Consider the following 25,133-nt stretch of genomic DNA (forward strand, 5'->3'; position numbering starts at 1 on the left):
GAGTACATATGAATAAAACAGCCCGTCTCGCTTTACCTCTGATGTTCTGTTCAGGCCTCTTACTGGGCGGCTGCCAAAAGGAAAACCCGGAAACTGGTGATCTTTCGCAGCAACAGCAGGAAGATGCAGAAGTTATGAAACAGCTGGAAACGCCTCCAGTTAAACAATTTCCGGCTACTCCGAATGATGCTCACGATATTCAGCTACTGGAAGACTATGAAAGCCGTTTTTTAGCCATGAGTGATGAACTGGAGGAAGAACTTGGTAAAATGCGTCAGGAAGGCTCGCTCACTGAAGAATTTGAGCAGCAGCGCAAACGCGAGCATATTCAGTCAGCACGTAATATGTTGCGTGAACTGGACTTAAAAACTGAGCAGGGTCGCTATATTCAGGGGCTACATGCAGAATACTGGGATAACCAGGCCAAATTACTTGAACAGCAACCTGAACAGAAAGGTAATAACAATCAGGTACAGGGCTTAGGCGATTATTTACATGCGCAAGAGCAGTTGAAGCACTGGAAAAACCAGCAGCAAACTGCCAGCAAACAATCACAGCCACCATTTTCTGAACCTGCAAAACAGCAGTAAATGGCAGAGCTAAAATATATAATTCTTGGTAATTATACCTCTGAAGCCCGAAAACATATACCCGGCTGCATTATTGTGAAGTCGGGTATAGGTTATCTGGATTAAACTTCCTTTATTTAATTTCGTAACAACTTTAAATTTAACTTCTGACTTTCTCGATCCATTGAATCGAGTTTACCCGAAATAATTCACAAGCCCCTTCTCCCAAATCAGTTGGAGTAAGTGATGAGGTCCAGACCAAATCTTTATCCTTTACTTCAACCAACTCGCCATGTAAACGGACCAGATCACCCCGTTTCACTTTCTTAATTTCCTAGGCAATTTTAGGATTGGCTGGAATAATATGCATATTTGATACCATTTGCATGGCCTGTTTCGGTGGTACCGGCAGCTTGTCTATTTTCCAGTTCAGGAAACGGTCATACTGGTTCACACTGATACGCCGGGCAATTTCCGGCTCGGCAAACATTCCCCAACTGACTGCATAATCAATGGGGGAAAATTTGGCTTGTTCATCATGAGTATAAATTTTTGAACCTAATATACGGAAATCACCAGCGAAAGGTTTAAGTACTGCAATAGACTGATCTTTTACAGCAGGTGCCAATCCTTTAGCAATATTATATTCAGCAGAGGTCGATGCACTGGCCTGTCCTACCCATAAGCCCAGTAATACACTACATATTAAGCGTTTTGACATCAATTTCCCCCTGTAATTAGCATGTTTCTTAACTCTATATTAGAAGAAGAAAATATGAAAAGAGTATCAAATTTTAGTAACAATCAGCATGGTTTAGGTTTGATTTTGTCTTGACTTTATTTGGTTAAACGCGGGTCTAAGCGCTATACTTCATCAAAATCAATACGCACGGTCTCAAAACGTACCCGCCCGTCACGGATTGCCTGAGCAATTGCCTGCTGGCCTTTGGTTAAGCGTGCATTTCCACTTTTAATATCAATCAGCACTACTTCAATTTCATCTGCTCGGCCTTCGCCATCACGAAAGTCGGTATAGCCATCAAATACTACATAATCCACCGGGTCCCCTAAAAATTTGGCATCGCTCGGCAAATACTGGAACTCAGGCAGGATTGGAGCCAGCTGTTCGGCCATTTTGCCCTTAAGGACTGCACGGCTAGTGTTTACACTGCGCCTTTGTGCATGAGTCAGTGCCTTCTGGTGTTCACGTTCTAGCTCGGCAATATACTGTTCATATTCCGCCTTGATCCGTCCATTACGTGTATTTGACAAAATGAAAGTGGCAAGTACCACACCGATGCAGGCACCAATCAGCATGGCCATCCAGATTGACATATATATTCCTCATATTTCATGTGCATAGTAATGTATAGAGTCCTACAACTTTTGTCATGTGTCACATTTCTCACATAAAAAGCTGCTAAGCTAGGGTAGAGATAGATCATTGTACTAAAGTGAATGAAAACAATATTGATTGCCAACCAGAAAGGGGGCTGTGGAAAAACCATTGCAGCAATCACTTTAGCCACGGCACTCTCCCAAAAAGGTTATCGGGTCGGGCTGGCAGATGCAGATCACCAGAAGTCAGCCTTACAATGGTTGAAGCTACGACCTGGAACAGCCACGCCAATTATTGCTCTAGACTGGCGAAAAGAAAAACAGATCGGTGAAGCTCCCGCAGACCTGGACTATTTAATTATTGATGCGCCCGGTGCATTACGTGGAGAACATGCTGAACAGCTGATCCGTGAAAGCCAGCATATTATTGTTCCGCTTCAACCTTCTTTTTTTGATATTGACAGTACCCGGCGTTTTTTAAAACATCTCCAAGAGATCAGGCGGATACAAAAAGGCAAGGTAAAAATTCTGCTGCTGGCAAACCGGATCAAGTCACCAAAAAGTAATCAGCAGGATATGCAGAGCTTTTTTCAAAAAGTTGGACAGGAACCTGTAGCCTGGATCGCAGAACGTTCAGCTTATGCCCAACAGGCCATGCAGGGGTTGGCTATATTTGATAAATATCAGAAAAATCTGCTGGTTTTACAAGCTCAGTGGCAACCGGTTCTGGATAGTATTATTGAAGATCCAACCGAGTGGTTCTGATTTTTGAGCTGCTATCCGCTCTTTTTATATCGTGTAATTTATTCACGGGCCTAAACCCGGCATTCATTTCCCCGGTGAGTATTTTCGGTTAATATGATTAATCGGCTATCAAAGATCAGAGAAATCAGTGCAACAATATGCTCCAACCCTACAGCGGGTTTTGTTATTTGGACTGTTTTTTATATTGGTATTTTTGGGCTTCCATGTGCTCAAATACTTTATTGTACCGGTCCTTTGGGCAGCAATTATCGCCTATATGACCTGGCCACTTTATCTGTCTATCCAGCGGATGTGCGGCCAGCGTTCAAGTATCAGTGCGTCTGTCATGATTGTTCTGATTATTTTGGTCATTGGTATTCCCCTGACCTTTGCTATTTTCATTTTGCAGCATGAAGGCCGTAACCTGTATTACGAGCTGCAACGCCAGATTTTTTCCGGACATGTTTCTGTACCTGATTTTATCCGCGAGTTACCTATCATTGGCAAAGAAGTTACCCGGACCTTAAAAGAGCTAAATACTGACCCGCAGTCCATTACCCAAAATGTAGCTGCCTGGATCCAAGGTCATTTAGGTTATGGCCGTTTCGTCCTGAATGAAATTAGCAAAAATATTATTAAACTCTGTTTTGCGATCATGTCCTTATTCTTTTTTTACCGTGACGGACAGACTATTCTAAGACAGGTCAGTACAGCCATGGAAAAAGTGATTGGGCCACGTATCCATCATTATATGGACACTATTTCAGAAACTACCCGTGCCGTAGTTTATGGTGTAGGTCTAACTGCAATTGCTCAGGCAATCCTGGCTGGCTTAAGTTATGTAGTGGCCGGGGTGCCTAATCCAATGGTCCTGACTATTGCAACTTTCTTGCTGGCATTAATTCCATTTGGTACACCGGTCGCCTATGGCTCGGTTGCTCTCTGGCTATTTTCACAGGGGCAGACGGTAGAAGCCATTGGTGTATTTGCATGGGGTGTCTGTATTGTCAGTACATCAGATAATGTTATTCGGCCACTGGTAATCTCTGGTGCGACTCAAATCCCTTTCCTGCTTATCATGTTTGGGGTTCTAGGTGGAGTCGCCAGTTTTGGCCTGGTTGGTCTATTCATTGGTCCGGTAATCTTAGCCGTAATACTGGCAATCTGGCGTGAATGGCTGCATGAAACCACTGAACCCGAACCTGTGCCGGATGCTTCTTTGGCCTATGAAATTTTAAATGATGAAGAGCCGCCGAAATCACCGTAAATGATTAAAGTTAATAAACTTATACAAGACCATACTTAATGCTGATTGTGTATTGAACAGTGCTTTGCTTGAATTGGACTGCACAATAATCACAATCAGGATGCACTGTATGTTTTCCTCCCTATTTAAAGTTAGCGCGCTTTGTGCACTGACTGCGGCGGTATCGGTAGGTTGTACTACCATGGATCATCACAATTCAGCCAAACAGCAGACCGTTACTGTGCATGCTGTTTCTCCCGAAGGTGTGGGTAGTAAAATCGGTACAGTTACCTTCCATGACAGTCCTCAGGGGCTTATAGTCATGACCAACCTGTCTAGTCTGCCTTCAGGTCAGCATGGCTTCCATATCCATGAACGTGGCTCATGCGAACCAGCAATGAAAGACGGAAAAATGACTGCCGCCCAAGCTGCTGGCGGACATTTTAACCCCACAGGTACAGGTCATGGTACTCCAACCACTGGTCATCTGGGGGACCTGCCCGCTCTTACGGTAGATTCCAACGGGAAAGCTAACCAGACCTTGCTAGCACCGCGTCTGACCCTGAGCCAGATCCAGGGACTTTCGGTGATGGTACATGCAGGTGGTGATAACTATTCAGATCATCCTAAACCGCTTGGTGGTGGTGGTGAGCGTATTGCCTGTGGTGTAATTAAATAGAATATAGCTCCTATAAAAAATATGGACATCTCAACAGATGTCCATATTTTTTATTGCCTACTTAATGGGTATTTAATTCAGATCCTGCTGCTGACGCTGCTGCATTACTTTATTTAAAAGCATCCGTGGAAATGTAAACCAGAGCGCAATCAGTACAAGACATGCCAGACTGTATCCCAATAAATGAAACTGCTCGTAAAGCATACGAACCAGCTCAATAATAATGAAGAAGCTGAACATCAATAGCATTGATACTGCGGCTGCAACTGTTCCCTTAGAAACCTGTGATGACATCAGGGCAAACCGGTAAAGGACAGAAAAGCTGAGTCCCTCTCCAAAGCTGATCAAGGTCATTCCAATGATCAGACTCCACAAAAAATATGCTGGCCAGAACACGCCCAGAAGCAGGATAAAAGTACCGAATAGCATAATAGGCAGACCTATAAGTACTGTTTTTCCTAACGCCAGCTTGTCGATCACTTTAATCAGTACAATATTGCCCAGGATCAGACCGCCAAGTACCGGAAACTGTGCCATGCCATATTGCAGACTGCTGAGTCCAAGTTCTTCGACCAGCATGACTGGAGAGAGTGCAATCCATACCATCAGCGGCATGCTGACCATCGGTAAAGCGAGTGTTAAGCCTAAAAAATGCTTATCCTGATAAACCTTTTTGAAATCATAAAGAATATAGCTGATCGGCTGTTTAGGAATACTCTGCTTATACTCCGGCATTTTAGCTTTCAGACCAAACCAGCTTAAAAATCCCAGCAGGGCAATACCGATAAAACCCCAGTGCCAAGAAACATGGTCAATTAAAAAAGCACCCAAAATAGGGCCAAGCAAAGGTGCCAGCAAGGAGATATTGGCCATGAGTGCCATGACCTTAATCGCATCACGCTCTTCAAAAGTTTCTTGAATGGCAGCATAGCCTACTGCGGTAATTACCGTCAGGCCAATGCCCTGTAAAAAACGCAGGGCCAGAAAAGTTTCAATACGTTGCGTCAATAAAATCAGCAGGCAGCACACTACAAAGAATAATACTCCAGAGAGCAGAACTTTTTTGCGGCCAAGACGGTCTGAAAGTGGTCCTAAAAGCCATGCAACACAGGCGCCACCCAATAGATAAAATGACATTGAAGAAGGTGCCCAGCTACTGCTGACTCCGAAGTCTCTAGTAATAGCAAGCATTGCCGGCTGGACCAGATCATTGCCGATATACACTGAAAATTCGAACAGGACCAAAGCCAATGGGAACATGAGCGTAGCGCGGCTCAATGTGGTGGTTTGAATATTTTGCATTGTTATCTACATATCTTTATCGGCTTGTAAGGCTGAGTATCATTTTTAGGGAGATAAACGTCAGCCCAATGACAAGCACTAAGTATTCAAAAATTAAGTTTTAGAAAATGCGCTTGAGAGCAGCGACTTAGAACACTGTATTCACAAAGTGTCTAGCAAGATAAAAATAATGATGTGAGATTTTATGACTTCACCAAGTACACCCACTTGGTCAAGTCAGTATAGTCTAACAGAGAATAATCTTAAATACTGTGAATTTTACAGTCGCAAAATTTATGTGTAGCAGTCTTCTTTTAAGAAAAAAAAATAATTATATTTTTTACAGTGATCCACCCATTCCAGAAAATAAGGCTATATCGAGCAGATCCACTTTTAGCCGAATTATCCCTATACATCAGTTATATATTTTCAGGGACACTGAGCAGCCTGAAAAGACTTGGTATTTTTACCACGCATGCACTGGTATGAGCGTTGGGTATTTACCAGTTCCCAGTTATTTTCAATATGTTTGAAACTATAAATAGTGCGAACTGAACGGACCGAATCATCTTTTAAGCCGGTTTCAGTAACCTTTACCTGAGCTGCTGTCGGACGCTCAATATTATTAAAAAACTGGCGTATTTCTACTGTAGCAAGATCTTTGAGCAGCTCGGGACGCTCCTGTAAAACTTGCTGTATAGGTGTATCAGACTTAAAGTTCATGAGCTTGCTAGTTGTAGCGCAGCCACTCATCACGCCCAGTAACAGCGAAGATAAAATAAAAACTCTTAACATTGCATGTTCCCCTTCAGCAAAAAAAGCGTAGCCATTGTGCTACGCTTTTTTTGTTTACACTATTAAAGCTATGTAGTCTTAAAGATCAAACAGTTTGCCCGGATTCATAATACCATTCGGATCAAATACTTTTTTAAGGGCCTTCATATATTCAATCTCTTCAGCAGAACGGCTATAGTCGAGATAAGGCTTTTTGGTCATTCCAACCCCATGCTCGGCAGAAATTGAACCATCATATTTTTTTACGGTCTCAAATACATATTTGTTAACGACTTGGCATTTGGCAAAGAACTCGTCTTTACTCAGATTTTCAGGTTTTAAAATATTCAGGTGCAGATTGCCATCGCCAATATGCCCAAACCAGCAGATTTCAAAATCTGGATAATTGGCCTGAACAATTGCATCAATTTCCTTAATAAACGCCGGTACATGCGTGATCAATACTGAAATATCATTTTTATAGGGAGTAAATGGGGCAATTGACTCGGAAATATCTTCACGCAGACGCCATAGATTTTGTGCCTGGTCCAGAGTCTGACTCATCACACCATCAAGTACCCAGCCCTGCTCCATGCAATGTTCAAAGATTTCCATTGCCTTATCCATGATTGGCTCATAAGGTGCTTCAAACTCAAGCAGAACATAAAATGGGCACTGGCTTTCAAATGGACGCTGTACATGACCATGGGCTAGCACTTTCTGCATTGCCAGTTCACCAAAGAACTCAAATGCTGTCAGATCGATCTTGCTCTGAAACGCATGCAGAATAGGCATGATCGCGTCAAAATCTGGCACACCCAGTACCATGACCTGTAAGTCTTGTGGTTGACGTTCCAGCTTGATTTCAGCTTCAGTTACCAGCCCCAGTGTACCTTCTCCACCAATAAACAGATGTTGCAAGGCATACCCGGTTGCATTTTTAATCATACCTTTGTTCAGGCGTAAAATATCACCTTTACCAGTTACTACAGTCAGGCCCAACACCCAGTTACGAGTCATGCCATATTTAATAACCTTAATACCGCCTGCATTGGTACCGATATTGCCGCCAATTTGAGATGAACCTGAAGAAGCAAAATCAACCGGATAGTACATCCCCTGTTCTTCTGCATAAGACTGCAACTGCTCGGTTACAATACCCGCCTGTACCCGTACCATCCGGTCTGCCGGAAAAAATTCCAGTACCTGGTTCATTTTATCCAGGCTCACCACGATTTCACCATTGGCTGCTACTGCTCCAGCAGAGAGCCCGGTACGCCCCCCTGAAGGGGTAATCGCAATATTAAACTGGTTGGCCAGCTTGACGACTTGCTGAATCTGCTCTGTACTGGATGGAAAAACGATGACTGACGGGTTAGGTTCAAAATGCTTGGTATAGTCCCTGCCCCAGGCATCCAGACTGGCAGCATCGGTTTTAATACGGTTGTCCCCAACAATTGCAGAAAGTTGGTTCAATAATTCAGGTGCTAAAGTAACTGGAGCATTCATCGTTTTGCGGACCTAGCAAGAAATAGATTAGAAGTGCGGCACTATAGAAGCTTCATTTTCAATAGAATTTAAAGAAAACCAATCTGATCATGAAATAGAAGCACTGCTTTGGACAAGATGAAAAAACCGTGAAATTTTTTCATTCCGGTATTAAAAGCGCTTACATTTTACCCCTAAGTCAGGTTGGGATAAAGCATGCTAAAAATATACTGTCACAACACCATATATATAAATACGGCAGGTTTTCAGGTTATGTTTGGCATGCTGGCGTTTTATAAAACCAGCCTAGCGACCACAAAGCAGGAAAATATCCACTGAGGCAGTCATAAAGCAAATGTCTATAGGGCGACCAATATGTTATCATACTGCCACTAAATTTGGCCTTTGTAGCGGAGCGGTAATGAGCCAACACCTTTCACTTCCTAAAGATAAAATTCGTTTCTTGTTGCTAGAAGGCGTTCACCAAAACGCGATCGACACTTTAAATGCTGCAGGTTATACCAACATTGACTATCGCAAGACTGCGCTTGAAGGCGAAGCGCTCAAGGAAGCGATCAGAGATGCCCACTTCATCGGTATACGTTCTCGCACGCAGTTGACCGAAGAGATTTTCGAAGCAGCCAACAAGCTTATCGCGGTTGGCTGTTTTTGTATCGGTACCAACCAGGTTGACCTAAAAGCAGCAATGGAACGTGGTATTCCGGTATTTAATGCACCTTATTCAAATACCCGTTCTGTAGCAGAGCTGGTACTGGCAGAAACCATTCTGCTACTTCGTGGTGTGCCTGAGAAATCTACTTCCTGTCATCGTGGTGGCTGGAATAAATCTGCCAACGGTTCATTTGAAACACGTGGCAAAACTTTAGGTATTGTGGGTTACGGCTCAATTGGTTCACAGCTGTCTGTCTTGGCTGAAAGCCTGGGCATGCAAGTTATTTATTATGATGTAGTAACTAAACTGCCTATGGGTAATGCCCGTCAGATAGGCTCTTTAGATGAGTTGCTTGCAACTGCTGATGTAGTGTCTCTACATGTACCAGATGTTCCATCTACCCGTAATTTCTTTACAAAAGAACAGTTTGCAAAAATGAAGCCGGGTTCAATCTTTTTAAATGCAGCACGCGGCACCTGTGTGGTGATTGAAGATCTGGCCGATGCTATTAAATCTGGCCATATTGCTGGCGCTGCTGTGGACGTATTCCCGAAAGAGCCAAAAGCAAATGGGGAAGAGTTCGTCTCTCCACTGCGTGGTCTTGATAATGTGATCCTGACACCACATGTTGGTGGCTCTACCATGGAAGCACAGGCAAATATCGGTTTGGAAGTAGCTGAAAAATTTGTGGCCTATTCTGATAAAGGTATGACACTTTCTGCAGTTAATTTCCCGGAAATTGCCTTACCGCTGACCGAAGGCAAACACCGTCTACTACACATTCACAAAAACATGCCTGGCGTACTTTCAAAAATCAATACTTTGTTTGCCGAGCATAATATTAATATCTCGGGCCAGTCATTAATGACTAAAGGTGACGTAGGTTATCTGGTGATGGATGTAGATGCTTCTGCATCTCAAGAAGCACTCGATACTCTGCATCAAGTAGAAGGCACAATCCGCGTTCGTGTACTGTTCTGATCCGTACAAATACTGACAAAGCCACAACCGTGAGGTTGTGGCTTTTTCTTTGTGCCAGTCCTATAGTGAACCTGATATTATCCTTTTGATTACTCCAGTCTTTTTTTCATGCTTAATATAAAACAGGCACCGCATTTACAAGCTCTGTTGCTTCTTATACTGGCGATGCTTTCAGTACAGGGTAGCGGATCATTTGCCAAAGTACTGATCAGTGAGTTTCCGGTCATTACTGTGGCAGCACTGCGTTTAATGTTTAGTGCACTCATTCTGGCTGCAGTGTTTCAAATCTGGAAAATTAATCTCAGGAATATCCGCTGGAAAGCCATCTTGAGTTATGGACTGGCACTAGCTGGCATGAACTTGCTGTTTTATTTATCTATAGCCCGGTTACCATTAGGAATTGCAGTCGCTTTTGAGTTTATTGGCCCTTTGAGTGTAGCTCTGTTTTTTGCCCGTCAGCGCTATGATTTTATCTGGATCGGCCTTGCGGTATTAGGCCTTTTATTACTTCTACCCTTAGATGAAACGCAGCAGTCACTTGATCTGTTAGGTATAGCTTATGCATTAGGGGCCGGCGCCTGTTGGGCTGTCTATATTATTGCAGGGCAAAAACCTTCGGGTATTTCAGGGAATCATACGGTCTGCCTGGGCATGATGGTCGGCACATGCTGTTTGCTTCCAGCCGCTTTACTGTTTACACCCGCCACTCTTAGTGCATTTGAATTACCTCATATAGGTTCTTTTATTGTCCTTGCCATACTGGCCAGTGCCTTGCCTTTTTCTCTAGAAATGATTGCACTACGTAATCTGACTGCACTTAGCTTTGGTACTTTAATGAGTCTGGAACCTGCGATTGCTGCATTTTCAGGTTTTTTATTTCTGGGTGAACAGCTACTCTGGAGCCAGTGGCTCGCATTAGCAACTATTATTGCTGCTTCAATTGGCTGTACAGTAACAACTCAACGCGCGCGCCTGCGCGCCCAAGCTAAAGAGTCCTCGGCTTCTTCAAACTAGGTATTTTTTCCCAGCTCTATTTATCCGGGCTTTGGTTATAATAGACTCTATCTCTTTCTTTACGATCTGGGTAAATGCTCTGATCACGCGCGCCTATGTCAAACTCATCTTTGCTTGCTGTGCTATTCATGGTTTTATCCATGATTTCCTATCAGATCAGTGCATCCTTTGCTAAACAGCTTTTTTCAGTTCTGGATCCGCTGACTGTAACTATTTTAAGGCTGTGCTTTGCCGCTGTGCTCGTAACTCTCATGTTTCGTTCTTGGCGTATCATTTCAAGATTGCCTTATTTACGGTGGCGTGATCTGCTCTGCTATAGCGCATCACTTGGCCTGATGAATATTCTGTTTTATCTGTCACTAGATAAACTTCCTCAAGGTATTGCAGTTGGGCTGGAGTTTGCCGGGCCGCTAGGCTTGGCTTTATTGTCGGTCAAATACCGTAGCGACTACATCTGGGTATTACTGGCTATTATTGGAATTGTACTGATGGTACCTTGGGGCAGTGCCAATGCCGAGAATTTTTCAGTATTTGGAGCTGCCTGTGCACTGGGGGCCGGCTTCTGCTGGGCAATTTATATTTATTTTGGTCAAAAAGTAGTACAGCAAAATATTGGAATGCATGCATTGACGATTGCCATTATTATCTCGGCACTGGCACTCCTGCCTATCGGATTATATCAGGATGCTCCTGCACTAGTGCAAACCCAGCATTGGGGTAAAGTACTTATGGTTGCCTTATTGGCTACCGCTATACCTTATGCACTGGATCTGCTGGCACTGAAAAGCCTGAGTAAACTTAGCTATGGTACCCTCTCCAGTCTCTCACCTGCACTGGCTGCGCTGGCTGGCATGGTCCTGTTAAAAGAACAGATTAATACCTGGCAGTGGATTGCGCTTGGCTGCATTATGCTTGCCTCAGTTGGTGTAACGGTAGGAACCAGCAAACGTTCACGCCAACCGGTCACTGATTTCTAAAAGCCCAATAAACCAAAAAGATGGCTTTGGCCATCTTCTTCTGATACTACAGCATGGTTTTACTGATTTCCTTATAGTGTTCATATTCGTTCAGATATTGTTTGGCCAATACAGTTTTTTGCTGCTCATCCAGAATTTTGCCAGCCTGCTGAAAAAAACGGTGTTCTTCTTCAGTCAGATGGTGATGAACCGTCTCAGTCAGTTTTTTTGCCAGTGCCAGCCAGCCTGTATTACTCATATCCAGCTCGGTGAGTTCTTCAACCATTTCATCCATTTCATGATGTTCAGCCAAAGCATGGCGAGTAATACCCAGACCGGAATCAGTCATCATTAAGGGAATATAAAAAAAGCGGTCTTCAGCCACTTCATGAGCGAACAGCTCGTTTTTAAGTGCTTGAAATACACTACGGCGCTCTGGAGAGTCTCCATGGGTTTTTAAAAGCTGGTCAGCAAGATCGCGCTGGCGTTCATGGCTCTCGCGCAATGCTTCAAATATATTCATACTACTCCCCTTTCACTAAAATATTCATTGGCTAAGGTGATGATGCAACCCGTACAAAATATTTCCAGTTGGATATAATTTTATTAGAGTCTTATCTTTAATGTTTGTTTATATTAGCTTTTTTACAGGCTTCACTTTGTCTTTAAAAAACCGTGTTTTTGTATCAGCTTGTATTCACTATGCTTTTTTATTTTACATGAAGCCTACTGTTACCATCTGATAGGTCAAGCGTATAATCAGAATGCTCACCAGAATTAAAAATAAAATCCGGATAAGGCCACTTCCATACTTTAAAGCCAACCGAACCCCCATTAGAGACCCGAAAATATTGGCCAATGCCATACCTAAACCAATACCAAACAGAACATGACCAGTTGGAATAAAAAAACTTAAAGCTGCCAGATTGGTCATTAAATTACCAATTTTAGACAGTGCAGAAGCATGTAAAAAATCAACGCTTAAAAACCGGATGAAGAAGAAGATAAAGAAGCTACCCGTACCAGGGCCAAAAATACCATCATAGAATCCGATTAAAATACTGCCGAGTGCCGCCATTAACAAGAAACTGGAGTTAACCGGACGTTCAGTATGCACCTGGCCGAACTGCTTTTTCATGAAAGTATATACCGCCATGATGATCAGCATAAGTAGTACCAGTGGACGTAATACAGAAACCGGAATCATCGATACACAGGCGGCCCCGATAAAACTGCTGACAAATGCACAGCTGGCAATGACCACCAGTAACTTCCAGACAAAACGCACCCGTCTGGCGTAGGAAAATGCAGCTGAAGCAGTACCTGCGATTGACGCCAGCTTGTTAGTCCCGAAAATTGTTGCTGGGGGCAAATGCGGGAAAGTTCCCATCAGTGCTGGAATCTGGATCAGGCCACCGCCCCCAACAGCAGCATCAATCAGGCCAGCACAAAAGGCAAAAAAAACCAGACTGATAATAATTTCGATATCCATATCCAGATCTATCCTTAATGTTTAATATTGCAGTAAATCAGAGATTCAGCACCCTTTTTGGTACCAGCCGTTTCTTATCAGTAATTTCTGCCAGACCCAGACATTTTTCACCGTCAAATACCAGCACTTGGGTCTCTGCTATATGCTCGATATTACTTTCCATACCCCGGCTAAAATACTCGCTTCGTCCTTCTGGTACCTGTATTTTAGGAAAATGGTCAACCGGCGCATAAACTGGTAATAATAGTGCCTCACGTTCAGCTTCATTCAGGCTTTCCAAATATTCGATGGTATAGCTGGGAATCAGGTCGAAAGGCCCTGTTTTTATACGGTGCAGATAAGTCAGATGGCCATAACTCCCGAGCGCCTGAGCAACATCTTCCCCCAGGACACGAATATAAGTTCCTTTAGAGCAGGTTATATCCAGCGTAATACTCTGCGCCGTAAATGACAGTAATTCAATCGCATAAATACTCACTGGCCGTGCTTCACGTTCAATTTCAATACCTTTACGTGCCAGCTCATATAAGGGACGACCCTCTTTTTTTAAAGCCGAATACATCGGCGGCACCTGTTCGATATTACCCTTAAACTGGGCCAGTACCTGCCGGATTCTCTCTTCGTCCAGTTCGGGTATCTCGGCCTGTAAAAGTATTTCACCTTCGACATCACCAGTAGTCGTGCTGTGCCCAAGCTGTATAGTGGCCTGATAACGTTTGGTTGAATCAAGCAGGTAATGCGAAAACTTGGTGGCTTCACCCAGACAAATGGGTAACAGGCCTGAAGCCAAAGGGTCGAGTGCCCCAGTGTGCCCGGCTTTTTCAGCACGATACAGCCAACGTACCTTTTGCAATGCTGCATTTGAACTGATCCCCAGCGGTTTATTCAATAAAAAAACCCCGTTAACCGGGCGGCGCTGAATCTTGGATGAGGATCGTTTCATGAGAAAAATCAGATTAGAGTAAGTGCCGTCATGTTATCAATCTGTTCCCACCTTTTACAACTTTTCTATAGGTTCCAGAAAATTTTATGGCATATTGAATCCGATTCTAAAAATTAAAATAAATAGAACAGCATTACAGGTGCATAGGAATGCAGAAATATAAAATATGGATGGTTTTATCTATTGTTATCATTTGTGTAGCAGGCCTGATTCTCTGGCTTATGCCTCAGGATAAAAACATAAAACAGCCAGTTGGACCAGCAGCGGCTTCCGGGCTGTTACCACAACAAACCGCACTAACTCAGGCGCAGGTTAAAGCAGGTATTCCCTACCTGAGTCCAAGCCAAAAGGATACTGAAATAAACTGCCAGCTCCGGCTAGATTCTTCTAATCGCCTCATTATTAATGAACAGACCCGTAACTGTTTTGAATATTTTATTACACAATATGGTGAGAAAAATATTGAGCAGATCAAACTCGATTTTAAGTCCTATATTCAGACAGTTCATAAAGACCCCGCACAGTCACAGATTCTGGACCTGTGGAACCGCTATATTGACTACCGTATTGCTCTAGGTGACTTGCAGGCTTCAAGTACTGACAGAGACAGCACACAATACTATCGCGCTATTTTTAACAAGATGAAAAATTTACGTCAGCAGTTTTTCTCGGCTTATGAAATAGAAGGCCTGTTTGGAACCGAAAATATTTATCATCAATATACACTGGACCGCATGGATATTCTGGATGATAAAAACCTGTCTGAAAGTGAGAAAGCACAGAAACTTAAAGAACTGTTCAAACAGCTTCCACAAGACTGGCAGGATAATCTTGAGCAGCTTAATAAACTCGAAGATTTAAGAAAACTTACCGCAGACATTCAGGCACGCGGTGGTTCAAATGATGAGATACGCCAGATGCGGCTAAATCTGGTGGGACCAGAGGCAACCCAACGTCTGGAAAGACTGGACACTGAACGTGACGACTGGAAAAGCCGGGTGAACCAGTATCTGAGTGCACGCGATCATATTAAGACAGGCAGGATGAGCGAGGCAGCGAAAGACCAGGCAATACAGCAGCTACGCCAGCAATATTTTAATAATGCACAAGAGCAGTTACGGGTTGAAACCTTTGAAACTGTACATGACCAGGGTGGCAAGCTGCCTTTTGCCAACTAATCTAATGTATGGATTACTCATCTATCAGTATAGCTCAACAACAGTTCTGCTTGATGAACAAGGTAAACAGTGAGTTGAGCAATTTAGTCCAGCATTTTATAAACAGGAAAATTTTTATGCGCAACAGGCCAAATACAATGTTCAGGCATAAATATCAGAGTACAAAAATTAACCAAAACTTTTATCCTAAAATTCCAGAAAATGTATATTAATTCAACAGCCATTTAAAGAAGATCAGTAATTACTCGGCACTTTAAATACTCTGCTTATTTGCATGAGATAACTGAAAAATAGAAAAACCAGTTCATCAGGGAGGTAGATAGCTATATCTAAATTGGACTTTATTATTTCATCACATCAGGGAGGAAAAACTAAAACAGGTGTTGCTAAGTCATAAATAAAAAAAGAAACAAAATTAAGGATAGATTATGGATTATACGAGTAAAAAAATAAAAATACTCAGTGCTGCTACGCTATTAACCAGCCTCACGTTCCTGGCCACAATAGCGCATACCAAACCTGCGGTATTGCAAATTCAGGAAAAAGCATTATCAGATTATGCCAAGACCAGATATCCAATTGTGATGACTCATGGCTGGCTAGGCTGGTCTAGAATTGGCAACTCAAGCTTTAATATTGATTACTGGTATCAGATTCTGCCAGATATGGCGCGTAATGGCTCAACTGTATTTGCCGCTCAACTCTCGCCGGCCAACACTACTGAAATACGTGGCGAACAGCTGCTGAGTCAGGTCGAAGACGTATTGGCCATTACTGGCCAGCATAAAGTCAATCTGATTGGTCACTCGCATGGCGGACCTACGGCACGTTATGTAGCCGCCATCAAACCACAATATGTTGCCTCGGTTACTGGCGTAGGTGGAACATTTCGTGGTTCAAAGGTAGCAGATGATATCCAGAATAATACAGCAACCCGGACCGTATTTAATATTGTCGGTGACTATCTAATCGCGCCTCTGATTTCATTGGCACAGTTGCAGTTTGACTTGCCCATTGATTTTGATGGCTCCATGAAATCCCTTACTGAAACAGGATCGGCCGATTTTAACCGGCGCTTCCCAACCTCTGCCTTGGCCTCTGACTGTAACCGGCAAGGTACTAAAGTAGATCGCGGGATTCATTACTATTCCTGGACCGGTACAGCTCAAACAACTAATTTACTGGATATTGACAGCATCCTGATGCAATTAGGACCACTGTCCTATGGCAACAAAGACAATGATGGCATGGTTGCACGCTGTAGCACCCATATTGGCCTTGTAGTTCGGGATAACTACAATCTGAATCATACAGACCTTGCCAATATGATGTTTGGCTTAACAGGCCGCTTTGCTCCTGACCCTGTAGCGCTGTTTCGTCAACATGCCAATCGCTTAAAACTTGAGGGCTTATAAAAGCTGACTGAACAGCACTTTCTCTCTGGTCAGTTACATCATCAGATGGATGACCCATTAAGAATCAAATCAGTATCAAAATAAAAAAATTGAGGATTATTATGAAATACGAACAATTCATTCTTGCTATATTTTTTGCCTCAGTAGCTTTAACAGCAAAAGCGGCAACCAGCGCTGAACAGGCTACGACCAGACTGATCGTTTCAAATTATGCTAAAACTAAATATCCAATCGTATTCAATCATGGTATGGCAGGTTTTATCAGTATTGGTACAGACCAGTTCGGTCTCGACTATTTTTATCAGATTTTGCCAGATCTGGCACGTAATGGAGCAAATACGTGGGCAACCCGGGTGTCACCTTTAAACTCTACTGAAGTACGGGGAGAGCAGCTTACGCAGCAGGTCGAAGAAATTCTGGCTCTGACAGGCGCACAAAAGGTGAATTTGGTCGGACACTCTCATGGTGGTCCTACCATCCGTTATGTTGCCGGAGTTTTACCTGAACGTGTGGCTTCATTGACAGCAGTCGGGGCACCTAATAAAGGTTCACCGGTAGCTGACCTGATTTTAAAGGCTGAAGGTACAGTCGTAGAGGCACCCTTGGTGGGCGTAGTCAATCTGGTTTCAAAAATGATTACCTGGGCTCAAGGACTTGATCCAAATAGTTATCCACATGATGCCTTGGCAGGTGGCAACAGCTTAAGCCTGAAAGGCTCAGCTCAATTTAACAGCAAATTTCCACTTGGTATGCCTACCACGAGTTGTGGTGAAGGTCCGTATCAGCAACAAGGAATCTATTTTTATTCATTTACCGGCGTAGGAGCTATTACCAATGCCCTTGATCCAGACTCGGCATTAAAGGCCACCAGTCTACTGATTGACCAGGGTAAAGATAATGATGGGCTGGTTTCACGCTGTAGCGCCCGCTTTGGTAAAACAATTCGTGATAACTATCACTGGAATCATTTAGATGAAGTGAATCAGGTTTTAGGTTTAAGAGATGTATTTGCACCTGACCCGGTAGATGTTTACCGGCAGCATGCCAATCGCCTAAAACTTCAGGGATTATAATATATTATTAATTATAAAAAATGCGCCAAAAGGCGCATTTTTTAGCTGTATAAAACTGATTAAGCTTCAGTTTTACGAGCTGGAAGTTTTTCACGGATACGTGCAGCTTTACCAGACAGATCGCGCAGGTAGTAAAGTTTAGCACGACGTACAGCACCGCGACGTTTCACATCAATACGAGCAACGACTGGAGAGTGAGTTTGGAATACACGCTCAACACCAACACCGCTAGAAATTTTACGTACTGTGAACGCAGAGTTCAGACCACGGTTTTTCTTAGCAATTACTACGCCTTCGAATGCCTGTAGACGTTCACGGTCGCCCTCTTTTACTTTTACCTGGACAACTACTGTGTCACCTGGTGCAAAAGCCGGGATGTCTTGTTTAAGCTGAGCATTTTCTACAGCTTGTACTAAAGGATGCTTACCGCTCATGGGGTATCTCCAGTATGCGCGAGTCAGAAGAGGTCTGATCATCGCTGGGTATAGAGGCTAAAACGCATAGACCCGATTGACTTTCCCTTTATGCTTGACCGCTTCAATGCATAAAGAGCCTATTGAAATACTTCAGGCAAACTGCCTGTAGCATATATGCTTGGACAATACCTGTTATTTGGTCTGTCTTTGCGAATCTTGTAGCCATTTCTTTTGCTGCTTGGTCAATTCAACTTTTTCTACCAGCTCGGGCCGGCGTTCTAAAGTCCGTTGATAGCGCTGCAAAAACCGCCATTTTTCAATATTGGCATGATGTCCCGATTTTAAAATCTCTGGAACATGCATTCCCTCAAAATGGTCTGGCTTGGTATATTGCGGGCAGTCTAACAGACCATCCACAAAAGAGTCTTGCACATGAGATTGCTCATCAGACATCGCACCCGGAAGCCTCCGGATAATACTGTCTAATAAAACCATCGCCGGCAGTTCACCACCCGATAACACGTAATCACCAATTGACCATTCCTGATCAACATATTTCTGGATCAGACGTTCGTCAACCCCCTCATAACGGCCACACAGTAAAATCAGTCCGTCATATTGAACGAAGTTCTGTACCGCAGCCTCATTTAGGGTTTTTCCCTGTGGCGACATATATACCACAGGAACATGAACTGCACCTGCCTGCACAGCAAGCTCTTTGGCATGATGAATTGCTTTTGCCAGAGGCTCAGCCATCATCACCATACCGGGACCTCCACCAAATGGACGTTCATCCACCCGTTTGTAATTCCCTTCAGCAAATTCGCGTGGATTAATACAATGAATTTGCATTAAATCACGTTTTGCTGCGCGCCCGCTAATCCCAAAACTTGTAATCGCTTCAAACATTTCAGGAAAAAGCGTAATGACTGCAAAAAACATCACAGACTCCTCTATTTTCCTGCTGCGTTAATCCTAAACAGAATTAAAAATCTACGCCCCAATTCACGTAGATACGACCAGTTTCGAGATCAACCTGCTGTACCACATCTTTATGCCATGGAATCATTCGCTCTTCGCCGTCAACACTGTCAGTGGTCGCGCGTACCACCATCACGTCATTGGCACCTGTTTCAAACAGTTCATGAATTTGTCCGAGATTAACTTCCTGCTCTTCTTCATCCAGACCCAGCACAGTGAGTCCTTTTAAATCTGACCAGTAGTACTCATCCACACCTGGTTGTGGCAGTTGCGATTTTGAGATCCAGATATTTGCGCCAACCAGATTGTCTGCTGCAGTACGATCACTCACACCTTTCAAGCTTACAACCAGGCCTTTACCATGTGGTTTCCAACGTTTTACATCAACAATTTGCCAACCTGCTTTGGTTTCAATGTACCAAGGCAGATAGTCAAATATATTACTCATGGGTTCTGTATTGGAATAGACCCAGAGCCACCCATTTAATCCATATGCTGAACGTAACTGTCCAATCTGAATACGATCTTCGGGAACATTCTGTGTTGGTGTCATGGGCTAACTACTACCTGAAATTAAGCAGCAGTTGCAGCTTTTTTAGCTTGAGCAGCCAAAGAAGCAACACGTTCAGAAGGTTGAGCACCTTGAGAAACCCAGTGAGCAAAACGGTCAGCATCTAAACGAAGTTTTTCTGCTTTACCTTGAGCTGTAGGGTTGAAGAAACCGATACGTTCGATGAAACGACCGTCACGTGCATTACGGCTATCAGTCACAATGATTTGATAGAACGGACGTTTTTTAGCACCACCGCGTGCAAGACGAATAACAACCATGATAGAACCTTATAGTTTTTACGGATTATCCCTGTACCGACCATCGATACGTTTCAAACCCCTTTCATAGAGGGCAATATTTTACGCGAAGTTTACCCTGAATGAAAGATTAAAAAGTATTTATCCGCAATTTTGAATTTAAGTTAGCGGCCGTCCCAGTTAGAGGTATTAGATAAAGCACAGGCACTGGCACCTTTGACCCAGAATTTTTGGCCTTGGTGATTCAGACAAATAACCCCATCATTAGCCTGAGATGTGCTGCTAATTGGTGTCGCTATTAATGTCCATTCATTTGCTGTGGTCGGGGAGGGACTAAAAGTTAAGTTATAAAGCGCTGTTCCCTGTTTCGGGATCACGCTGCCTCCATAAACTGTATTTATTGTAGCACCAGCGAACGTATTATTAGCTGCTCTATAGGTTTGCATACGCTGTGCAACTTGCAACATTTCACTTTGTGCATCTGTACGTTTGGTTCTTATAATATATTGGCTATAAGAAGGATAGGCAATCGCTGCTAAAATTCCAATAATAGCTACTACAATCATAACTTCTATAAGCGTAAAACCATTATATTTACCAACTTTCATAACCACTAGCCCCACAATTGGCATAACCAGCAATAGTATTTTTAGTCATACATCGTAGTCCTGCACTATTTAGTAAAATATTATAATTTTGAACCTGTGTACCTGCTGTGCTCTTGGTTGCTTTAATAACCCAACTCTGACCTAGTGCATCACTTGCAGTTAATAGCTTTGGAGAACTTTGACTAATATCTTTAATTTCAATTGTATAATCCACATTAGGGCCACCTAATGGCAATGATAAACTCTGGTCACTGTTCAGATAATTACTAGAAGTACCATTAGCAATATAGTTATATAGATAACTAGCATCAAATCCTTTATAACTAAAGTTTCTACCTTTATATCTTTCTAGCTGCTCAGCAAGTTTAAGCATTTCTTGCTGAGCATTAGAAAGCGCATTTTTACGCTTATATTGCTGATAACTTGGCAATGCAATTGCAGCTAAGATTGCAATAATCATTACTACAACCATCAGCTCTACCAAAGTGTAAGCATGCTGATATTTTTTATAAGCGATAAACCTCTTATCTCTTATATTAACTTGCTTTCGCATACTTTTCATACCAACGCTGAGATACAAGCTTTAGCTTACCTGGATAGTTAGGCAAGACCTTCCCTACGGGTTTAGATACGTTTAGAATTAAGGTCCGGTCTGGAGAAGGTGTCCCTGTCGATCCACCAAAAGCAATACCAATATTACCTTTTCCCAGAGGCACATCTTTTAATCTCGTTCCTATAACTTCTGAACCATTTTTTATTTCAGAGCATTGTCCATACGGTAGGCAAAATTGCTCTACATTACTTTCCCCCCGTACGCCCCCACTGCAACTTAAAGCATCCAGATCCTTTGAAGAATCAAAAACACTTACATATAAATCACCAGCAATAGCGACGGTATCATTTAAAACTCTAAGTTTATTTGCTAGAGGATAGTACCAGCCTGCCCGAGCAAGAGTAGTTTTAGTATTACCATCGGTATTGACTGCTAATGTATTGCCAGAACTACCTATAACTATATTTCGTGTAATTAACTGGTTATCTGTTAACTGATACAAATTGGCTTTAGTAACATCTTTATCAAAAATTACATAGATATTATCTTTACCGCTAGAACTTTCAGCAGACATAGGAGAACTCAAGTCTCCCGACCCTAAAGAAATCGTAGCAAATAAACCAGAAGCTCCGCCATTATGTATGGTAAAACTAGGGGTCGTATAAAAACGTGGGCTACTACCGTTAGTTTTATTTAAATTTAAAATTTTTACTGCTCTCTTGGCGAAAGCATCAGTAAGAGTTTTAGTATTATTTAAGTCAACACGCCAAACCTGCCCCCCTAAATCTCCAAAATATAAATGATCGACTAATCCATCATTATTACGGTCTACCGTTTTGATCTGGCTGACCACACTATATTTCATATCATCTACTTTCAATGCATTAGGAGAATTTTCAGAATTTACATCTGCTGCCAAATTACTACTGGCCCACCATAATAAATCGCCATTGTCAGCATCAAACATGTACACACCAGCCCCAACTCCATTGACCTGATTATATACATCAGCTTCGTACCCCATGTCATAACCGCCTCCGACAAACATAACTAATTTACGTTTGCCTTTCCAGTTTACCCAAGTAATATTAGGCTTAGACCAGCTTTGACCCATATAACTTAAAGGTCCACTACTTGTGGCAGAAGGATTTATACGAAATTTTAATTTTGGTACCGAATTATTATCAGTTGAAGAGATATCCGTTAAGTCTAGTGCGTAATAGCTTCTCCCTCCCATACGTAAACCCCCATATACCCACTGTTTCCCCCCCTTTACAGTAACTACAGGTTCATCCGTTGAATTAGAACCCTTTTGAGTAACGTATTCTGTATATGCTGTCCATTGACCATCTATTCCATATTGTAGTGTACCTGACTGAGATTCCTGATTTAGAAAGGCTTCAGCCTGATTTTCGATCATTTCATTAGGAACAAAAGTAAATAATTCTTTTCCTGCCTCAGTATCTGTTGCAGTTTTCCCAGCTTTTACAATATGTAATAAACCTTGTGTTGTACCAAATAAAATTAAATCATCTCGATCATCATAAGACAGTACCTCATTCTCATATTTCGTAGTCCCTTGCTGGGTTAACAAAATAGGACGAGAATGCATGACCGCCCCCATCTGCCTTAATAATGCAGAGTTAGAAGAAACTAGTCTTTCAAGTTGAGTCTGGTTTGTATCATTTTTAGGTAAGCTGTTAATACTGCTCGCCAGCTCTCTACTTACGTTATATCCTAATAACGATAAAATATATCCTCTTTTTGGATCTTCTTTAAATTGATTAACACTAGAAGAAATAAAATCATTCCTTCCTATTTTTTTAAGGTTACCTGAACTAATACTGCCTATTTGGTTTGTAGTAGAGTCAGTAGAGCTAACTTGAATAGTTCTGTCTGTAAATATACGTCGTTCTATAGGGGTATTATTTGCATTATATCCTACAGGCAATTGACTTAGAGCTCCTCCTACTTTGACCTTAAAGGAAATTTTATTGCCATTTACCTCCTTAGTAATAGTCTTTGTAACAGAAGTATCCGCCCAATAATCATTTAAATCATCTTTTAGCAATCCATTATTATCAGTAATAATTTCATTACCACGATCTAATAAATTATTATTAAGAGTTTTATATTTTTTAACATTACCAATCCAAGTTAATGCACCTGTGCTGCTATTGGTTGGTTTAGGGTCAAACTGGGGAAAATAGGCCCAAGGCTGTACATTCTGTGTATCTAAAGCATCGACTGGTATAGTAGCAGAACCTACAGTAACACCAGGAATATAACGATCTAGCTTATTAATAAAGTCACTTACACTGTCGACAATAGACTGTGCATTATTTCCTTTATAGAAGCCACCTTCTCCAAGCTCTCCCCAAGCTTTAGCATCTGCAATATCATTAGCAACAGATGAAGATGGGCGATCAGCTGACATATCGCTACCAAAACCCACTACAGCTGTAAGGATACTTGTACCTGTTGGATTTAAATCTTTATTTAATATTGCTTTCGTATATTCACCTATACAAGTCCAGTTATTCGTATTATTTGATGAGTTGTAATAAGGAGTTCTCCAGCCTAATGAGTCAGCCTTACAAGAAAAATCACTTCCCGAGGTCCCTAAACTTGTTCTCATAATATCTAGAGATGAATTAGATCTCCCGTACTCAGGTACACCATCTGTTAAGAAATAGATCCCTTGACCATTACAGGTTTTGCTACTATCAATTTGCTCTGGTTTAATATAATTATTAGTATTTCTAATTGCGCCTTCACTAGAGGCAGTAAATCCGCTATTAACAACATTTTTAGTTGTTTGCCCCATCAAATAGGCTGCCACTTCAGCATAGGCAAATGCAGTAGGTGTACCCCCACCTGCTGTCAAAGCATTTACCGCATTAATCATTCTTTCACGATGAGTTATAGTATTTGCCCCACTATAAGTCACTGTTGATGTATAGCTGGCTGTAGCATTCTGAGGTGTTGTTTTAATTTCTGTAGTTGACTGTGTTCTTGACTGTGTTCTTGAACAGTTTGAGCCACTACAACTAGGATTACTATTGGTAATACCACTAGTAACCGGTGAGGATGAACTTATTGGACTTTCACTTCCACTACGAATATTTGAATAACTAAAAGATGTATTAGAAGTAACACTTGTACTCGTATTAAAACTTGATAAGGGTGTACTGGTATTTATCCATAATGTACAGGAAGTATTGTTTGTTGCCCATGCCCTACACTCTTGATTAGTAGTAGCTGTAGCACTAGGGTTACCTGATAATGACCAAGAAGGATTGTCACTGGTCCAAGTGCCAGAACTGGATGACTGGTTAACCCAACCAGTGTTAGAACTATCAGATGGTGTCCAGTTACCTGGTTCATCCCAAGAGCAGAAAATAAACCAGCAGCTTTGTGTACGTGTACCATACTGTGTTCTATTCTGAGAAAAACTTGTAATACGCGAGCTGGTAACAGTACGGTTAGCGTTCTGCTCTATAGTCTGTATAGTCCTATAAACCTCTTTGGCACCACCTATAGAAATTTTCTCTCCTAAAGAACGCGCTTCAAGCTTGATGCGCCCTGTAGTTCCACTAAATTCTGACAGGCCAGTAACCAGATCATCTGGTAATGGCTGTGTGCCATCACTTGAATCACCTTGTAAAAGTTTAAGCATACCGTTTTTTAAACTTTGTAGCCGATTCTCACCATAACTATTGCCACTAGGACTCATACTACCTGACACATCCAGCATAAACATAAGTGTCAATTCTTTATTTTGAGGCGGACGATATAATTCGGTATCACTTGCATAACTTGAAACAGACTGAGTTATACAAATTAAAATTGTCACTATGCCAGATACAGATGCCACTTTTATTTTTTTAATGAGTTTATCCATTATATACACTCCATCTT

24 protein-coding genes and 1 pseudogene are annotated in these 25,133 nt (G+C 42.2%); 10 read left to right on the forward strand and 15 right to left on the reverse strand.

Going from position 1 to position 25,133, the window contains the following annotated elements:
- Nucleotides 1-8: 8 nt before the first annotated feature.
- Nucleotides 9-590 (forward strand): hypothetical protein, encoded by a 582-nt coding sequence (locus AC0VYT_RS12925; RefSeq protein ID WP_034671862.1) that lies wholly within the window; start codon nucleotides 9-11, stop codon nucleotides 588-590.
- 139 nt (nucleotides 591-729) lie between these two features.
- Here AC0VYT_RS12925 and AC0VYT_RS12930 read toward each other — a convergent pair.
- Nucleotides 730-1,290, reverse strand: a pseudogene (locus AC0VYT_RS12930) (hypothetical protein).
- A gap of 143 nt (nucleotides 1,291-1,433) precedes the next feature.
- The gene (locus AC0VYT_RS12935; protein WP_034671864.1) at nucleotides 1,434-1,904 is read right to left on the reverse strand and encodes a Holliday junction resolvase-like protein; all 471 of its coding nucleotides are present in this window, start codon (nucleotides 1,902-1,904) and stop codon (nucleotides 1,434-1,436) included.
- Nucleotides 1,905-2,027: 123 nt separating this feature from the next.
- On the opposite strand from AC0VYT_RS12935, the gene AC0VYT_RS12940 reads away from it, so the two are divergent.
- The 3 genes from AC0VYT_RS12940 to sodC all read left to right on the forward strand — a co-directional run bounded on the left by AC0VYT_RS12940 (nucleotide 2,028) and on the right by sodC (nucleotide 4,576).
- The gene (locus AC0VYT_RS12940; RefSeq protein WP_034671866.1) at nucleotides 2,028-2,672 is read left to right on the forward strand and encodes a ParA family protein; all 645 of its coding nucleotides are present in this window, start codon (nucleotides 2,028-2,030) and stop codon (nucleotides 2,670-2,672) included.
- Between the two features lie 127 nt (nucleotides 2,673-2,799).
- Nucleotides 2,800-3,918: an AI-2E family transporter gene (locus AC0VYT_RS12945; RefSeq protein WP_005024339.1), complete on the forward strand. Its 1,119-nt coding sequence runs from the start codon at nucleotides 2,800-2,802 to the stop codon at nucleotides 3,916-3,918.
- 109 nt (nucleotides 3,919-4,027) lie between these two features.
- Nucleotides 4,028-4,576 (forward strand): superoxide dismutase family protein, encoded by a 549-nt coding sequence (gene sodC, locus AC0VYT_RS12950; protein WP_034669868.1) that lies wholly within the window; start codon nucleotides 4,028-4,030, stop codon nucleotides 4,574-4,576.
- Nucleotides 4,577-4,648: 72 nt separating this feature from the next.
- Here sodC and craA read toward each other — a convergent pair whose 3' ends face one another.
- The 3 genes from craA to AC0VYT_RS12965 all read right to left on the reverse strand — a co-directional run bounded on the left by craA (nucleotide 4,649) and on the right by AC0VYT_RS12965 (nucleotide 8,140).
- A complete protein-coding gene (gene craA / locus AC0VYT_RS12955) occupies nucleotides 4,649-5,878 on the reverse strand; it encodes a chloramphenicol efflux MFS transporter CraA (RefSeq protein WP_101159799.1) in 1,230 nt (409 codons plus the stop codon).
- 408 nt (nucleotides 5,879-6,286) lie between these two features.
- The gene (locus tag AC0VYT_RS12960; RefSeq protein ID WP_005024332.1) at nucleotides 6,287-6,652 is read right to left on the reverse strand and encodes a hypothetical protein; all 366 of its coding nucleotides are present in this window, start codon (nucleotides 6,650-6,652) and stop codon (nucleotides 6,287-6,289) included.
- A 78-nt stretch (nucleotides 6,653-6,730) separates the two neighbouring features.
- Nucleotides 6,731-8,140 carry an FAD-binding oxidoreductase gene (locus AC0VYT_RS12965; RefSeq protein ID WP_005018206.1) on the reverse strand — a complete coding sequence of 470 codons (1,410 nt, stop codon included), beginning with the start codon at nucleotides 8,138-8,140 and terminating at the stop codon, nucleotides 6,731-6,733.
- 400 nt (nucleotides 8,141-8,540) lie between these two features.
- Between AC0VYT_RS12965 and serA the strand changes: the two genes are divergently transcribed.
- From serA to AC0VYT_RS12980, 3 genes are all read left to right on the forward strand, one after another.
- Nucleotides 8,541-9,773, forward strand: a complete 1,233-nt coding sequence (gene serA / locus AC0VYT_RS12970; protein ID WP_005018205.1) for a phosphoglycerate dehydrogenase — start codon at nucleotides 8,541-8,543, stop codon at nucleotides 9,771-9,773.
- A gap of 108 nt (nucleotides 9,774-9,881) precedes the next feature.
- Nucleotides 9,882-10,787, forward strand: a complete 906-nt coding sequence (locus tag AC0VYT_RS12975) for an EamA family transporter (RefSeq protein ID WP_005018203.1) — start codon at nucleotides 9,882-9,884, stop codon at nucleotides 10,785-10,787.
- 95 nt (nucleotides 10,788-10,882) lie between these two features.
- The gene (locus AC0VYT_RS12980) at nucleotides 10,883-11,764 is read left to right on the forward strand and encodes an EamA family transporter (protein ID WP_005404603.1); all 882 of its coding nucleotides are present in this window, start codon (nucleotides 10,883-10,885) and stop codon (nucleotides 11,762-11,764) included.
- A gap of 46 nt (nucleotides 11,765-11,810) precedes the next feature.
- On the opposite strand, the gene AC0VYT_RS12985 is transcribed toward AC0VYT_RS12980, so the two are convergent.
- The 3 genes from AC0VYT_RS12985 to truB all read right to left on the reverse strand — a co-directional run bounded on the left by AC0VYT_RS12985 (nucleotide 11,811) and on the right by truB (nucleotide 14,178).
- Nucleotides 11,811-12,266, reverse strand: a complete 456-nt coding sequence (locus AC0VYT_RS12985; RefSeq protein ID WP_005018199.1) for a hemerythrin domain-containing protein — start codon at nucleotides 12,264-12,266, stop codon at nucleotides 11,811-11,813.
- Nucleotides 12,267-12,458: 192 nt separating this feature from the next.
- Entirely contained in the window at nucleotides 12,459-13,235 is a 777-nt protein-coding gene (locus tag AC0VYT_RS12990; RefSeq protein WP_005018198.1) for a sulfite exporter TauE/SafE family protein, read from the reverse strand.
- A gap of 37 nt (nucleotides 13,236-13,272) precedes the next feature.
- The gene (gene truB / locus AC0VYT_RS12995; protein ID WP_005018197.1) at nucleotides 13,273-14,178 is read right to left on the reverse strand and encodes a tRNA pseudouridine(55) synthase TruB; all 906 of its coding nucleotides are present in this window, start codon (nucleotides 14,176-14,178) and stop codon (nucleotides 13,273-13,275) included.
- Nucleotides 14,179-14,327: 149 nt separating this feature from the next.
- On the opposite strand from truB, the gene AC0VYT_RS13000 reads away from it, so the two are divergent.
- The 3 genes from AC0VYT_RS13000 (at nucleotide 14,328) to AC0VYT_RS13010 (ending at nucleotide 17,844) form a co-directional block, all read left to right on the forward strand.
- Nucleotides 14,328-15,356 carry a lipase secretion chaperone gene (locus AC0VYT_RS13000; protein WP_005405231.1) on the forward strand — a complete coding sequence of 343 codons (1,029 nt, stop codon included), beginning with the start codon at nucleotides 14,328-14,330 and terminating at the stop codon, nucleotides 15,354-15,356.
- A gap of 428 nt (nucleotides 15,357-15,784) precedes the next feature.
- Nucleotides 15,785-16,771: an esterase/lipase family protein gene (locus AC0VYT_RS13005; RefSeq protein WP_005018195.1), complete on the forward strand. Its 987-nt coding sequence runs from the start codon at nucleotides 15,785-15,787 to the stop codon at nucleotides 16,769-16,771.
- 101 nt (nucleotides 16,772-16,872) lie between these two features.
- Nucleotides 16,873-17,844, forward strand: coding sequence for a lipase family alpha/beta hydrolase (locus AC0VYT_RS13010; protein ID WP_265776544.1), 972 nt, complete (start codon nucleotides 16,873-16,875; stop codon nucleotides 17,842-17,844).
- Between the two features lie 59 nt (nucleotides 17,845-17,903).
- Here AC0VYT_RS13010 and rplS read toward each other — a convergent pair whose 3' ends face one another.
- The 7 genes from rplS to AC0VYT_RS13045 form a co-directional block, all read right to left on the reverse strand.
- Nucleotides 17,904-18,278, reverse strand: a complete 375-nt coding sequence (gene rplS, locus AC0VYT_RS13015; RefSeq protein ID WP_005018193.1) for a 50S ribosomal protein L19 — start codon at nucleotides 18,276-18,278, stop codon at nucleotides 17,904-17,906.
- A 174-nt stretch (nucleotides 18,279-18,452) separates the two neighbouring features.
- Nucleotides 18,453-19,202: a tRNA (guanosine(37)-N1)-methyltransferase TrmD gene (trmD, locus tag AC0VYT_RS13020; RefSeq protein ID WP_005405233.1), complete on the reverse strand. Its 750-nt coding sequence runs from the start codon at nucleotides 19,200-19,202 to the stop codon at nucleotides 18,453-18,455.
- Nucleotides 19,203-19,245: 43 nt separating this feature from the next.
- Nucleotides 19,246-19,794, reverse strand: coding sequence for a ribosome maturation factor RimM (gene rimM, locus AC0VYT_RS13025; protein WP_005405234.1), 549 nt, complete (start codon nucleotides 19,792-19,794; stop codon nucleotides 19,246-19,248).
- A 20-nt stretch (nucleotides 19,795-19,814) separates the two neighbouring features.
- Complete coding sequence (gene rpsP / locus AC0VYT_RS13030) at nucleotides 19,815-20,072, reverse strand: 30S ribosomal protein S16 (RefSeq protein ID WP_005018185.1); 258 nt, start codon at nucleotides 20,070-20,072, stop codon at nucleotides 19,815-19,817.
- Between the two features lie 143 nt (nucleotides 20,073-20,215).
- Entirely contained in the window at nucleotides 20,216-20,659 is a 444-nt protein-coding gene (locus AC0VYT_RS13035; RefSeq protein WP_034430461.1) for a type IV pilin protein, read from the reverse strand.
- Complete coding sequence (locus AC0VYT_RS13040) at nucleotides 20,646-21,131, reverse strand: pilin (protein WP_373867495.1); 486 nt, start codon at nucleotides 21,129-21,131, stop codon at nucleotides 20,646-20,648. The genes AC0VYT_RS13035 and AC0VYT_RS13040 overlap by 14 nt, the downstream gene beginning before the upstream one ends.
- 64 nt (nucleotides 21,132-21,195) lie before the next feature.
- A complete protein-coding gene (locus AC0VYT_RS13045; protein WP_005405237.1) occupies nucleotides 21,196-25,116 on the reverse strand; it encodes a PilC/PilY family type IV pilus protein in 3,921 nt (1,306 codons plus the stop codon).
- Nucleotides 25,117-25,133 lie beyond the last annotated feature (17 nt).

Source organism: Acinetobacter sp. QJM3NY_42 (assembly GCF_056173745.1).